At 68.1% G+C, this 12,652-nt stretch carries 15 protein-coding genes and 1 tRNA gene; 12 read left to right on the plus strand and 4 right to left on the minus strand.

Annotation, left to right across the window (positions count from 1 at the left end; all coding sequences use genetic code 11):
* The 5 genes from NO931_RS16985 to NO931_RS17005 all read left to right on the plus strand — a co-directional run bounded on the left by NO931_RS16985 (position 1) and on the right by NO931_RS17005 (position 6,908).
* Complete coding sequence (locus tag NO931_RS16985; RefSeq protein ID WP_256393555.1) at positions 1-1,074, plus strand: DUF58 domain-containing protein; 1,074 nt, start codon at positions 1-3, stop codon at positions 1,072-1,074.
* Complete coding sequence (locus NO931_RS16990) at positions 1,071-3,359, plus strand: transglutaminase TgpA family protein (RefSeq protein ID WP_256393556.1); 2,289 nt, start codon at positions 1,071-1,073, stop codon at positions 3,357-3,359. Before NO931_RS16985 ends, NO931_RS16990 begins: the two co-directional genes overlap by 4 nt.
* A gap of 93 nt (positions 3,360-3,452) precedes the next feature.
* Entirely contained in the window at positions 3,453-3,746 is a 294-nt protein-coding gene (gene yciH, locus NO931_RS16995) for a stress response translation initiation inhibitor YciH (protein WP_256393557.1), read from the plus strand.
* Between the two features lie 180 nt (positions 3,747-3,926).
* Positions 3,927-5,000 carry a DUF7504 family protein gene (locus NO931_RS17000; protein ID WP_256393558.1) on the plus strand — a complete coding sequence of 358 codons (1,074 nt, stop codon included), beginning with the start codon at positions 3,927-3,929 and terminating at the stop codon, positions 4,998-5,000.
* An 84-nt stretch (positions 5,001-5,084) separates the two neighbouring features.
* Positions 5,085-6,908 (plus strand): SLC13 family permease, encoded by a 1,824-nt coding sequence (locus tag NO931_RS17005; protein ID WP_256393759.1) that lies wholly within the window; start codon positions 5,085-5,087, stop codon positions 6,906-6,908.
* Here the strand turns inward: NO931_RS17005 and NO931_RS20995 are convergent.
* A complete protein-coding gene (locus tag NO931_RS20995; RefSeq protein ID WP_510629986.1) occupies positions 6,905-7,261 on the minus strand; it encodes a DUF7522 family protein in 357 nt (118 codons plus the stop codon). The genes NO931_RS17005 and NO931_RS20995 overlap by 4 nt on opposite strands.
* Positions 7,262-7,464: 203 nt before the next feature.
* Here NO931_RS20995 and NO931_RS17015 point away from each other — a divergent pair.
* From NO931_RS17015 to NO931_RS17025, 3 genes are all read left to right on the plus strand, one after another.
* Positions 7,465-7,537: transfer RNA gene (locus NO931_RS17015), tRNA-Pro, on the plus strand.
* 156 nt (positions 7,538-7,693) lie between these two features.
* Positions 7,694-7,903: a hypothetical protein gene (locus tag NO931_RS17020; RefSeq protein WP_256393560.1), complete on the plus strand. Its 210-nt coding sequence runs from the start codon at positions 7,694-7,696 to the stop codon at positions 7,901-7,903.
* 76 nt (positions 7,904-7,979) lie between these two features.
* Positions 7,980-8,174, plus strand: a complete 195-nt coding sequence (locus NO931_RS17025; protein ID WP_015408520.1) for a cold-shock protein — start codon at positions 7,980-7,982, stop codon at positions 8,172-8,174.
* 126 nt (positions 8,175-8,300) lie between these two features.
* Here NO931_RS17025 and NO931_RS17030 read toward each other — a convergent pair whose 3' ends face one another.
* On the minus strand, positions 8,301-8,807 hold the full coding sequence (locus tag NO931_RS17030) for a hypothetical protein (RefSeq protein ID WP_256393561.1): 507 nt from the start codon (positions 8,805-8,807) through the stop codon (positions 8,301-8,303).
* Positions 8,808-8,900: 93 nt separating this feature from the next.
* Here NO931_RS17030 and NO931_RS17035 point away from each other — a divergent pair, with 93 nt between their 5' ends.
* The 3 genes from NO931_RS17035 (at position 8,901) to NO931_RS17045 (ending at position 10,411) form a co-directional block, all read left to right on the plus strand.
* Complete coding sequence (locus NO931_RS17035) at positions 8,901-9,602, plus strand: carbonic anhydrase (RefSeq protein WP_256393562.1); 702 nt, start codon at positions 8,901-8,903, stop codon at positions 9,600-9,602.
* 244 nt (positions 9,603-9,846) lie between these two features.
* Positions 9,847-10,080 (plus strand): TrmB family transcriptional regulator, encoded by a 234-nt coding sequence (locus NO931_RS17040; RefSeq protein WP_256393563.1) that lies wholly within the window; start codon positions 9,847-9,849, stop codon positions 10,078-10,080.
* Between the two features lie 67 nt (positions 10,081-10,147).
* A complete protein-coding gene (locus tag NO931_RS17045) occupies positions 10,148-10,411 on the plus strand; it encodes a DUF7573 domain-containing protein (protein WP_256393564.1) in 264 nt (87 codons plus the stop codon).
* Positions 10,412-10,442: 31 nt separating this feature from the next.
* On the opposite strand, the gene NO931_RS17050 is transcribed toward NO931_RS17045, so the two are convergent.
* A complete protein-coding gene (locus NO931_RS17050; RefSeq protein WP_256393565.1) occupies positions 10,443-11,243 on the minus strand; it encodes an endonuclease/exonuclease/phosphatase family protein in 801 nt (266 codons plus the stop codon).
* Positions 11,244-11,379: 136 nt separating this feature from the next.
* Here NO931_RS17050 and NO931_RS17055 point away from each other — a divergent pair, with 136 nt between their 5' ends.
* Positions 11,380-11,850 carry a pyridoxamine 5'-phosphate oxidase family protein gene (locus NO931_RS17055; protein ID WP_256393566.1) on the plus strand — a complete coding sequence of 157 codons (471 nt, stop codon included), beginning with the start codon at positions 11,380-11,382 and terminating at the stop codon, positions 11,848-11,850.
* Here the strand turns inward: NO931_RS17055 and NO931_RS17060 are convergent.
* Positions 11,847-12,368, minus strand: a complete 522-nt coding sequence (locus NO931_RS17060) for an archaemetzincin family Zn-dependent metalloprotease (protein ID WP_256393567.1) — start codon at positions 12,366-12,368, stop codon at positions 11,847-11,849. The genes NO931_RS17055 and NO931_RS17060 overlap by 4 nt on opposite strands.
* Positions 12,369-12,652 lie beyond the last annotated feature (284 nt).

The following is a 12,652-nucleotide window of genomic DNA, read 5'->3' on the forward strand; positions in this document are numbered from 1 at the left end:
ATGATGCTCACACGCCGCGGCTGGGCCGTCGCCGCGCTCGCCGTCGCGCTGCTCCTGCTGGCGCGCGCGAACGGCGCCCGGTCGATCAACGCCGTCGTCGCGCCCGCGCTGGTCGGGCTCGCGGCCGCGCTCCTGCAGGTCTACCTGCGGGACCGCCCGGACGTCGAGCGGCGAGCGCCGGCGACCGGCGTCGTCGACGAGGAGCTGCCCGTCGAGCTGGACGTGCCCGCGGACCGGCCGTTCGCCGCGACCGTCGACGACCGGCTCGGCGACGGGATCACCGCCGAGGGGCTGCCGAGGACGACGACCGTCGGCGGCGAGCCGATCAGCTACGACGCCCGACTCTGGGAGCGCGGCGAGCGCAGCCTCGGGCCCGCCGAACTCACCGTCGAGGGACTGCTCGGCCTGGCACGAACGACGTTTTACTACAACGACATCGACGCGGTGCTGGCCTACCCGCGGACGTACCGGCTCGATCCGCCGGCGGACGCGCTGGCGGGGCTTCCGTCCGACAGGCCGTTCCCGGGCACCGACGAGTTCGACGGGTTGCGCGAGTACGAGCGCGGCGACTCGCGCCGGACGGTCCACTGGAAATCGAGCGCGAAGCGCCCGGACGACGAGCTGCTCGTCAAGCAGTACGTCGAGGCTGCAGATCGGGGCGCGCTGACCGTCGGCGTCTCGCCCGGCGAGCACGATGACGGAAGCGCCGAGGCCGCCGCCAGCGTCGCGTTGCACCTGCTCGACGCCGGCGTCGAGGTTGGACTGGTCACGCCCGACGAGCGGCTCGATCCCGGCGCCGGACGCCACCAGCGCGACGCCGTGCTCGCGGCGATGGCTCGACTGGGACCGGAAACGCTGTCGGACGCCGCGGCCGAGAGCGCCGACCTCCTCGTGCGGTCGGCCGGCGGCGACGCGGTCGTGACCGACGGCGAGAACGCCGTCCCGTTCGATCGTCTCGTCGCGACCGAGCGCGGCGAACGCGTGCGCCGCGAACGTCCGGCAGAGGGCACAGCGGCGGGAACGGCGTCGCCGCGAGAGGGGCGTCGCGACGGAACTGACGGGGTGGTCGCGTGAGCGCTCCGACGGCGATGCGGCGAGCGGCGTCGGACGCACGCCGGACGAGTGGACGCCGAGCGTTCCGCGGCGCGGCGCTCGCCTGCACGCTCGTCCTGACGGCGTCGTACGTCAGCGTACTCGATCGGATCGCCGGATTCGTCGGCGATCCCGCGCCCGCGATCCCGTTGGCCGGCGTCGTCGGGAACACGGCCGTGATCCCCGTCGCCGTCGCCGCGGTGCTGGTCGCGACCGTCGTCGCGACGTACGTCCGCGAGCGCACCGCGATCGGGGCGACGCTCGTCCTCACTGTGGTCGGGCACGTCTGGTACCTCCAGTCGACGCCGGCGACGCTCGGCGTCGTGATCAACGCCTGGGGCGTGCTGGTGTCCGACGCCGTGGCGCTGCTGACCGGGGTGTCGGTGGTCAGGTTGTCCAACGCGGGGGCCTGGGCGGTCGGATCGGTGCCGGCGCCGGCGTTCCTCTCGTGGTATCTCGCCGTCCGCCGGCGCTACGTCGCCAGCGCGGCGATCGGCGGGGCGACGTTGCTGGTGTTCGTGCTGACGGGCGACGCCGGGACGCTCGTGACGCTCGCCGGCGTGCTCGGCGCGGCTGGTGCGGTCGGGTTCGGCGATCTCGAACGCCGCGGCGCGCCGATCGATCAGGCCGACGCCCTCGCGGCGGCGTTCGCGGCGATGGCCGTGCTGTCGCTGACGGTGTCGGTCGTCCCCGCCGGCGGCGGCAACCCCACGTCGCTGCAGGGACCGGGCGGCGCCAGCGGTGGCAGCGGCGGCGATACCATCGAAGGGGCCGTCGTGCAGTCGTCGGGCGGGCTCCAGATCGGGGGCAGCGTCTCGCTGTCGCCGGAAGTCCGGTTCACCGTCGAGAGCGAGGAGCCGGGCTACTGGCGCACCGCCGTCTTCGATCAGTTTTCGGGCAGGGGCTGGTACACCGACGTCGGCGTCGAGCGATGGAACGGTGACGTGACGACGCCGCCCGGACCGACCGAGTCGATCGAGCAGGTCTACGAGGTCGAGAGCGCGACGTCCGCGATGCCCGCGGTCACCAGGCCATCGGAGCTGAGCGGCGACGTCGCGGACGGAACGTACGCCACCCCGTACGGGACGCTCATCTACGAGGACACGTTCCAGCCGGGCGACGCCTACCGCGTCACCAGCCTCCGGCCCGACGCGTCGACCGAGGAGCTTCGACAGGCGGGCGACAGCTATCCGGGATGGGTTCAGTCCGACTTCCTCCAGGTGCCTGCCGGTCAGCCCGATCGGGTCGGCGAGCTGGCCAACGAGGTCACGGCCGACGCCGAGACGCCCTACGACGCGGCGGTCGCGATCGAGCGCTACCTCGAGAGCGAGAAGGAGTACTCGCTCGACGCGGACCGACCGGAGGGCAACGCCATCGACGACTTCCTCTTCGAGATGGACGCCGGTTACTGCGTTCACTTCGCGTCGACCATGGCCGTGATGCTGCGCGAGGCGGGGATCCCGGCGCGGATGGCCTCGGGGTATTCGACCGGCCAGCAGGTCGGCGAGGACCGCTACGTCGTTCGCGGGCTCAACGCCCACGCCTGGGTCGAGGTGTACTTCCCGGGCGAAGGGTGGGTGACGTTCGACCCGACGCCGTCGGACGGCCGTCAGCAGGCCCGCGAGAACCGCGTGCAGACCGCGCGGTCGGCGGGCAATCCGAACGTCGACACCGACGAGAGCCGCGACGGCGATCCCACACAGTTCGAGGACGAGGAGTCCGAGACGACGCCGTCGATCGACGAATCGCCCGACAACGAAACCGACCCGGAGAACGCGACCGAGAACGGGACCGGGAACCTGTCGAACGACTCCAATCCGACGTACGGCGACGACGGCGAGGACGACGAAGGCGGCCTGACGACGCGACTACCGTCGTACAGGACGATCGGCATCGGCCTGATCGCCCTGTTCGGTGCCGCCGCGCTGGCCCGCCGAACGGGTCACGCCGCCCGATTCGGCCGCGCCGTCGCCGTTCGCTGGCAGGGACGCGGACGGAGCCCCCGCGAGGACGTCGAGCGGGCGTTCGAGCGGCTGGAGTTGCTGTTCGCGGGCGCGGACGGACCGCGCTCGCCCGGCGAGACGCCCCGCGAGTATCTCGATCGGGTGGCCGGCGACCGGGACGACGAGCGCGTCGAGCGAGTCCGACGCCTCTACGAGCGGGCGCGGTACGGCGGTGAGGTGACCGACGAGGAGGCCGCCGAGGCGGTCGACCTTGTCGACGCGCTCGTCGCCGACGAGAGCCGGTTCTCCGGGTCGAACCGGTGATCCCGGACTGGCGCGTCGCCCTCTCGAAACCGGGAAAACGACCGCGAGGGTCCCGACAGTGTTTAATAGGGGCCATTCGTACACCCGGGTGTAATGTCGGAAGTCTGCTCGACGTGCGGGCTGCCCGAGGAGCTTTGCGTCTGTGAAGACGTCGCCAAGGAATCTCAGCAGATCCAGATCCGCATTGACGAGCGCAGGTACGGCAAGGAAGTAACGATCATCGAAGGGTTCGATCCGAGCGACGTGGACCTCGACAGTCTGTCGTCGGACCTCAAGTCGAAATTCGCGTGCGGCGGGACCGTCGAGGAGGGCCAGATCGAACTCCAGGGCAACCACTCCGGACGCGTCGAGGAGTTCCTCCGAGATCGGGGCTTCAACGTCGCCTAGCTCGTCCGTCGAGCGCAGGACCCTCTCAAAGAGCGGACAGTCGCGGTTCTTCCGATCGACATTTTTGGCCGACCGCGGGCCGGAACAGTATTGTTCGACGAGCCACACGTACCCACAGGCGGTTGACCCGATCGGGTCGGCGTGCCGCGGGTCGATGCGGTCGCACAGCGTCAGATACACATGAGCGACGAATCGATCGACGTCTCCGACGGAGCGAATGTGCTCGTGCTCGGCGGGGCGGGACGCAACGCCGACCGGTGTTGCGACGCCCTGCTCGACGTGGGGCGCGCTGAGAACCGGGGCGAGCTGTCGGTCACGTTTTCCGAGGACGTCACCGACCGGGCGCGACTCGACACCGGAACGAGCGGGCGACAGTCGGCCAAGCACGGTCACGTCACCATCGGCGACGTGCTGCGGTCGGCCGACCACGCGCCACCCGATTTCACAGAGCCGGTCGCGACCGACATCGTCGAAGATCCGGGCGATCTGAAGGCGATCGGGACCAGCGTCAGCCGATTTTGCGAGTCGTGGTCCGAGAGCGGCCACCTGATGGTGCTCTGCTTCGACTCGATCACCGAGCTGCTCGAACGGCGCGACCCGAAAGTCGTGTTCCAGTTCCTCCACACCCTGCTCGAACGGCTCGCGTCGGTCGACACGGTCGCACACTTCCACCTCGATCCCGATCGGGTCGACGGACAGACCGTTTCGACGTTCAGCTCGTTGTTCGACGACGTCGTCGATCCGGCGACCGCCGAGGACCTGATCGACGAATCGGGGCTCGACGCCGCCGAGGACGACGCCGATGCCGAGGACGAAGGACCGCGTCTCAGCGACGGCATCCCGGCGACCAGCGGCTCCTCGCAGGCCTCGGACGACGAGATCGCCGCTCGCCTCGACGAGCACGGCGAGGAGTACGAGGTCGCCGACGGCGGGACCGAGAACCGGGGTGCGAGCCGACAGGCCAGCGACGACGACATCGCCGCCCGGATCCCCGACATCGGCGACGACGCCGACGAGGTGGACGCCGACCCGAGCGCCACGGACGACGCCGTCGAGGAGACGCGCCGCCGTAGCGGGGATGCCGACGCCGAGGAGCACGACGCCGCTGATGAGGATCTTGACAGCGCGGGCGCCGGCGCCGAAGATGCCGACGCGGACGACGCGGACGACTCCGACGACGGCGGCGGGAGCGACGCCATCGCGGGGGTGGACGACGACACGGACATCGACGACCTCGATTTCGACTTCGGGTGAGATCGGTCACGTCGGCGACAGCTCGAAGTCCGCACACTTTTCTGCGATCACCTCCAGCGACAGGGTGTGCCAGTCTCACCGGAGATCCTCGCCGTGCTGGCGATCGTGCTGGCCGCGCTGATACTCTTCGCCACGGAGGCCGCGCCCGTCGACGTGACGGCGATCGGCATCATGGTGTCGCTGCTGCTCGCCGAGCCGCTCACGGAGGCGGCCGCGAGCGTCGGCCTGCTTGCAGACTCGTTCGCGCTCGTATCGCCTGAGGAGGGGATCTCCGGGTTCGCAAGCGTCGCGACGGTGACGGTGCTGGCGATGTTCGTCCTGAGCGCCGGCGTCGAGCGCACCGGGATCGTCGAGACGCTCGGCGAGCGCGTCTCGGCGTTTACGGGGAACAGCGAGCGCCGACAGCTCGGCGCGACGATCGGCATCGTCGGCCCGATTTCGGGCTTTATCAACAACACCGCCGCGGTCGCGATCCTGATGCCGATGGTGTCCGATCTGGCGAAGAAGGGGGGCACCTCGCCCTCGAAACTCCTCTTGCCGCTCTCGTACGCCTCGATGTTCGGCGGCACGCTGACGCTGATCGGCACGTCGACGAACATCCTCGCGTCGGATCTCTCGGCGCGGCTGATCGGCGAGCCGTTCTCGATGTTCGAGTTCACCCAGCTCGGCGTGATCGTCGCCTTGGTCGGCACCGCCTACCTGTTCACGGTGGGCTGGTGGCTCACGCCCGAACGCATCAAGGCCGAGGAAGACCTCACCAGCGACTTCGAACTCTCGGAGTATCTCACCGAGGTCGTCGTGCGCGAGGAGTCGCCGCTGGTCGGACAGACGGTCCGCGAGGCGCTGGCGTCGATGGAGCAGGACATCGACGTCGTCCAGTTGATCCGTGAGAACCGAACGTTCGGCGAGCCGCTGGGTCAGAAGATGATCCGCGGCGGCGACGTGTTCGTCGTCCGGACCGACCGCGAGTCGCTGATCGACGTCAGCGAGGGCGAGGGACTGGACCTGCTACCCGAGATCGAGGTTTCGGACGCCGAACTGGCGACGACCGAGCAGAACCAGGGGCTCGTGGAGGTCGTCGTCGCGCCCCGATCGTCGCTGATCGGCGAGACGCTGGCGACGAGCCGGTTCCGCGAGCGCTACGACGCGACCGTGCTCGCGCTGCGCCGCGGTCCCGAGCTGATGCGCTCGCGGCTCGATCGAGTGTCGCTGCGCGTCGGCGACACGCTGCTGGTCCAGGCGACCGAGGACAGCCTCGGCCGGCTGAACCGGAACCGGGATTTCATCGTCGCCCAGCGCGTCGAGCGCGCCCAGTACCGCCGCGAGAAGGTACCGATCGCCGTCGGGATCGTGATCGGTGTCGTCGCGCTGGCGGCGCTCGACGTGATGCCGATCGTCGTCTCGGCGCTGACGGGCGCGCTCGCGATGGTCGTCACCGGCTGCCTGAAGCCGCCCGAGCTGTACGACGCGGTCCAGTGGGATGTGATCTTCCTGCTCGCGGGCGTGATCCCGCTCGGAATCGCGATGGAGCAGACGGGGACGGCGAACCTGATCGCCGACGGCGTCGTCGCCAGCGCAGAGCTGCTGCCGCCGATCGGCGTGCTCGCGCTATTCTACGTCGTCACGGCACTGTTGACGAACGTGGTCAGCAACAACGCCAGCGTCGTGTTGATGATCCCGGTGGCCGTCGAGGCGGCGACGCGCATCGGCGCCGACCCGTTCGCGTTCGTGCTCGCGGTCACCTTCGCCGCGAGCACGGCGTTCATGACGCCCGTGGGCTACCAGACGAACCTGTTCGTCTACGGGCCCGGCGGCTATCGCTTCTCGGACTACGTGCGCGTCGGCGGCCCGCTCCAGTTGCTCCTGGCGATCGTCACGACGGTCGGTATCTGGTTCTTCTGGCTCTAGTCGCGGATGATTGCCGAGAGGTCATCGATGAGCGGAGCGATGGCGACGCCCGATTCGAGAGAGACGTAGAGCCCTTGCGTGCCATCAAGAACGCGAACGACCGTCGAGTAATCGGTGTGCGTGGTAAACGCCCTGGTGTCGGTCGCGTGGGGGTAGAGGTCGTTGTACAGTTCGCGCTCGGTGAAGTCGACGTGCATGTACGCGTGGAGGCGGTCGCCGACAGCTTCGATGCCGTCCTGACCGCCGTACTCCTCGAGGACATCGTCGCGGGCGTACAGTATCTGGTACTCGTCGACGGTGTACTCGGCGCCGACGAGGACTCGATCGTCGGTCGCCTCGCGGGCTGCAGAGATTGCCGCCTCCGCGTCCTCAAAACTCTACGAGTTTTGATGTGCTCGGAAATCGCCCTCGGGCGATTTCCGACCGTCGAAATCGACGTGCTTCGGCGAGTTCGAGATCGGCATCGAACCGACGTTTCTCGTCGCCGATGTTAAGCGTTCGCACGCCTTCGCGGGGAGCGAAACGCTTTACCCGCACTCGGGCGAAGTGTGGGTACGGGACCGTGGGGTAGCTTGGTATCCTTCGAGCCTTGGGTGCTCGCCACCTCGGTTCAAATCCGAGCGGTCCCATATTGCTGCTGCGAGCAACTCCGAGAGCAGCAGCAATCTTACGAGCGGTCGGATTTGAACTACGCGAGACGAGTGGAGCGAGTCTCGCATCGAGTTCAAATCCGAGCACCCTCGACCGACGACAGCGTTTTGACGTATCTCCGCGAATCTACGCTCGTGCCACGGTTCGTCGAGTCCGACGCGGCGTTCTACGTCGGCGTCGGCGCCTTCGCCGCCGCGGTGTTCGTCTGCGGCGTCGCCGCCGGGATCGCCAGCGGCGCGATCGACCCGAACAGGCGCGAACTCGTCGGGTTCGGCGTCGGCTTCGGACTGTTTACGTGCTCGTACCTGTTCGCCATCGTCGCGTACCGATCCATCCGACGGTAGCGGGCGCGCGAACGGCTGACACGCGCGGATCGACTCCGGAAAGGTTATCCGTGTGGTGGCGCTTTCTCGAAAAGCAATGGCAACTGGAACGGTTGACTTCTTCAACGACACGGGCGGTTACGGTTTCATCGATACTGAGGACGCGGACGAGGACGTTTTCTTCCACATGGAGGACGTCGGCGGTCCGGACCTCGAGGAGGGACAGGAAGTGGAGTTCGACATCGAAGAGGCCGACAAGGGCCCGCGCGCGACGAACCTCACCCGGCTGTAAACGCCGAGTAAACTTCCTACTATCATCACCACTTCGTAGCGGCGGCGCCGCGCAGCGTTCTGTCGAGACGAATCGTCGTCCACCAGCCACAGCGCCGCGCGCTGACGCGCACGACGCCGCAGACGCCTACTCGCGCTCGCCGACCCGGGACCCCACCCAGGTCCCGAGCGCGAGCGCGTACACGAGGTGACCGACGTGGAACACGAGCGACTCGTCGGGATCGAGATCCATCTTCAGCAGTCGCCCGAGGACGATCCGGCTGCCGAACGCCGACAGCGCGAGCCCGTACGCCGTCGCGAGGACCATTCCGGCGGTCTCGCGGCCGTGCTCCGGCAACTCGGCGACGCCGAACGCGCGGTAGATTGCCCCGAAGACGGCGCCGCCGCCGGCGCCGTAGAGTAGGTGCAACACCAAACCGATCCCGGGGTAATCTTCGGCGTCACCGTCGCCCGCGTAGCGTTCCCAGAACGCCGCGGTCGGGGGCAGCGAGCGAGCGACGGGCAGTCGGTAGGCCGTCAGCACGACCGTCGCGAACGCGCCGCCGATCGCGCCCTGCACGACGTCGTCGGCCAGCGTCGTCGATCGGTCGGGCGTCGCGTCGGCGCGCTCCGATCGGAGATCGAGTTTCGCCATCGCGTGTCGATGACGACGGAGTCGGGGAAATGCCTGGGGGACGGCAGCGTCTCGGGACGGGTGATTTATCCCGTGGATGTGGTATGTACGAACATGGTGCATCAGATCGTTCGGGAGCTGTTGGATCGCAACCGCGATCACACCGATTCGCTGCCGGCCGGTCACTTCGACGCCGTGCAGACCAGACAGGAGCCGGTGATCGTCTCCGTGTGCTGTTCGGACTCGCGAGTCTCGCAGGGAGGTATGTTCGACGTCCGCGAGCCGGGGTATCTCTTCACGTCGAGCAACATCGGCAACCAGACCGGCGACGAGTACGAGGGCGAAGCCGTCGTCGACGGGAACCTGATGTTCCCGATTCACTACACCGGAACGAAAGTCGTCGCCGTCGTCGGACACACCCGCTGTGGCGCCGTGACGGCCGCCTACCGGTGGGCAAGCGAGGGGGAGGAAGTCGACCAGCCCGGCGTCCGCAAGCGCGTCGAACAACTGCTCCCCATCGTCGAGGACGGCCTCGGGAGCGACCGGATCGACGCCGACGCCGAGCCCGCCGCGGTGATCGACCAGCTCGTCGAGTACAACGTCGAGCGCCAGGTCTCGTTCCTGCTCGACCACGCCGACCTGCCCGACGACATCTCGGTCTACGGGTTCGTCTACGATTTTCACGGCGTGTACGGCGACGTTGCCGGCCGCACGTACGCGGTCAACGTCGATGGCGAAACCGCCCCGTCGGCGATTCGGGACCAGATCCCCGAGGGGTACGAGGAGTTCGTCCAGTCGCTGCTGGACACTGCTTAGAGTCCGAACCCTAGCGCCGCGACGGACACCGAAAACGAAACCGAAGTTGCCACGGACCGAAGATCATTTACTATCTCGACGATTGCCTCTCGACGGGATCGCATCGTAGACGTGGCGTCGGCGCACCGCAGTTTTCGGCTTGGTACCATCGGCCAATGCATTTTATCACATACTGCGAAACTGATGAATACAAATTCCGTTCAACATAGTTTCTTATACGACGTTCCTGAAGCTACGCGTACGAATGAGCGTTGGCGACACCCGTTCGGAGACTACGGTCGACGCGCTTCCTGACGAACTCGACTCCCCCAGAGCAAAATTGGTGTACCTCTACCTGTCGGTCGCTGAGGACGCCGCCCTGGCGGACCTGCAGGAGACGCTCGATCTGAAGAAGATCACGCTGTTTAGCATCCTCGATACGCTCCAGCGCCGCGACCTGATCGAACACGAGGGCGAGACGTACGCGGTGGCCGCCTGATCGGGGAGCACAATCCCGACGAGCGCTCGCGAAACGGACTTGTAGGTGCGCGTCCAACCCCGATAGCGTGCCCGACGACAGCTCGCTGGCCGACTTCTTCGAGGGAGAGAGCGATGCCGACGACGAAGCGGCGTCCAGCGGCGGCGAGCCGGACGCCGACAGTCAGGCGAACGAAGATCCGACAGCAGCGAGCGACGGCGTCGACGCCGCTGCGACCGTCACCTACGAGTGGAGCGACGACGGCGTCGCCTGCGCCGACTGCGGCGAGCCGACGCGGCGGCGCTGGCGGGACGACGGAACGTTCGTCTGTGCGGACTGCAAGGACTGGTAGCGCGAGATTTCGGGGTTTTCGCGGACAGCGGTCACTCGGGTAGCGTCAGCTCCGCGACGACGGGCAGGTGGTCCGAGGGAAATCGGCCGCCATCGTCGCGGTCGGCACAGGTCTCGACGCGTTCGACGCCGACGTCTGACGTGACGAGGACGTGATCGATCTCCAGCCCGTCGAGGAGCGAGTCGTAGTCGTTCCGGGTCGTCCCGGGACCAGCGACCGGTTCGGCCGCGACGGCGCGAGCGTCGCTGAACTGCACTCCGGGAGCGTCGGCGTCGACGAGTCGGCGGATCGGCGGGGCGTCGGCCTCGCAGTTGAAATCGCCCGACAGGATCACGGGATCGCCGTCGGCGAACGATTCGAGGCGACGCCGGAGGAGGGCCGCGCTTTCCAGTCGGGCGCGCTCGCCCCGGTGGTCGAGGTGGACGTTGCAGTGGACGAGCGCGGCGTCCGCGCGCTCGCCGCGCAGCCGAACGCAGGTGGCGATCCGAGGGAGGTCGGCGTCCCAGCCGACGCTGCCGGGCTCGTCTGGCGTCGGCGAGAGCCAGACCGTCTCCCGGTCGACGATCTCGAACCGATCGGTTCGGACGCCGACCGGAACGTGCTCGCCCTCGTCGGGCGACGCGGCCCGGCCCCGGCCGACGATCCGGTACTGGGGGAGGCGCTCGCGCAGGTCGGCCAGCTGGTGGGCCAGTGGTTCCTGAAATCCGACGATGTCAGGGTCGTACGATCGCACCACGTCCGCGACGGCGTCCCGGCGGTGGTCCCAGGCGCGGTCGCCGTCCTCGGGCGTGTCGTAGCGCACGTTGTAAGTGAGGAGTCGGAGCGCTGTCACGGGTCGGCAGTCTCGGCCCGACGCCCTAAAGCCGGCGGGTACGTGACGGCCGGACGCCGAGGCGGCGGACGCGGGACGGCCCGGGGCGTCTCGCGAAGCTACAAGATCCTGGCGCCCCTCGACTGAGACGATCACAGTGTCCCAGCGCAACGAGTTCGCCTGCACCGGCACCTGGTCGCGCGAGCGCGTCGCGTCGTTCCTGCGCGAGACCGCGGTCCCCGTCCGCCTGTCGTGCCACACGCCCGCCGGCCGGCTCTGGATGCTCTCGCTGTGGTTCGAGTATCGCGACGGCCGGCTGTGGTGTGCGACCGCGGCCGACGCCGACGTGGTCGAGTACCTGCGCGCCGACGACGAGATCGCCTTCGAGGTGTCGACCAACGAGCCGCCGTACCGCGGCGTACGCGGCAACGGCGTCGCGCGAGTCGAAGACGACGGCGGCAAGGAACTCCTGACGACGCTACTGGAACGGTATCTCGGCGGGACGGACTCGTCGCTCGCGGATCGGTTGCTCGACGAGGACCGCGAGGAGGTGCGGATCGCGATCGAGCCGCGGCGGGCGTTCAGCTGGGACTACTCCGCTCGGATGGCCGACGCCGTCGACGACTAGAGCACCTGCCGCTGGCAGCTGCCACAGAGATTCTCCTCTTTGACGTCGACCTCCCGCACCGTCGGCGAGAAGTTCATCACGCAGCGGTTGTTGTCGCAGTGTTCGAGCCCGAGCGTGTGGCCGATCTCGTGGACGATCTCCTTGCGGACCCGATCGCCGAAGATCTCGTCGGCGTCGCGCTCGGAGAAGCCGCCGTCGCTGGAGGTCTGCAGGCGATACGTCGAGACGACGCTCCCGTTGCCGTCGAGGTAGGCGAGCCCGAACACGTAGTTGCGCTTGCGGTAGAACAGGTCCTTGGCCGTGACCGCGATGTTCTTCTCGCCCGCCCCGACGCGGCTGGCCAGCTCGATGAAGTCCTCGGCGCGGTACTGGTTCCGGTTGGCATCGAACGCGCCGCTGGGGATCGGCTGGGAGTCGTGGACGGTGACCTCACAGTCGTACACCGTCCGGAGGCCGGCGGACGCCTTCCGCTTGACCTCCGCGGGCAGGTCCCCCACCGGCACGATGTCAACGAGCATGCGACCGTATAATATCGCGCCGAGCATAAATATCCCGCCGTGGCCGGGAGGGGTATCGGATGCTTGCGGGCGATTGGTTCACGAGGATCGTGGGGCTCGTTTGGGCGTGGTCGGGATGGGATCTGGTTTGGTTCTTGGAAGTGCGCTGACTGGAGTGGTTGCCGTCATCTCGAAAGCCCGCGGCCCGCTCGCGAGGACGCCGTTTCAGTCCACCGGAAGACTCGCTTCGCTCGGCAGGACATCAGGAAACCGCAACCGCTTGCGAGGGTCGCGTTGCGACCACG

The organism is Natronoarchaeum rubrum (assembly GCF_024494695.1).

What these genes read in the sequence shown, in the direction of transcription:
- NO931_RS16985 (WP_256393555.1), top strand. Translation starts at nt 1, where the DNA reads ATGATGCTCACACGCCGCGGCTGGGCCGTCGCCGCGCTCGCCGTCGCG.
- yciH (WP_256393557.1), top strand. Translation starts at nt 3,453, where the DNA reads ATGTCGGAAGTCTGCTCGACGTGCGGGCTGCCCGAGGAGCTTTGCGTC.
- NO931_RS17000 (WP_256393558.1), top strand. Translation starts at nt 3,927, where the DNA reads ATGAGCGACGAATCGATCGACGTCTCCGACGGAGCGAATGTGCTCGTG.
- NO931_RS17025 (WP_015408520.1), top strand. Translation starts at nt 7,980, where the DNA reads ATGGCAACTGGAACGGTTGACTTCTTCAACGACACGGGCGGTTACGGT.
- NO931_RS17030 (WP_256393561.1), bottom strand. Translation starts at nt 8,807, where the DNA reads ATGGCGAAACTCGATCTCCGATCGGAGCGCGCCGACGCGACGCCCGAC.
- NO931_RS17035 (WP_256393562.1), top strand. Translation starts at nt 8,901, where the DNA reads ATGGTGCATCAGATCGTTCGGGAGCTGTTGGATCGCAACCGCGATCAC.
- NO931_RS17040 (WP_256393563.1), top strand. Translation starts at nt 9,847, where the DNA reads ATGAGCGTTGGCGACACCCGTTCGGAGACTACGGTCGACGCGCTTCCT.
- NO931_RS17060 (WP_256393567.1), bottom strand. Translation starts at nt 12,368, where the DNA reads ATGCTCGTTGACATCGTGCCGGTGGGGGACCTGCCCGCGGAGGTCAAG.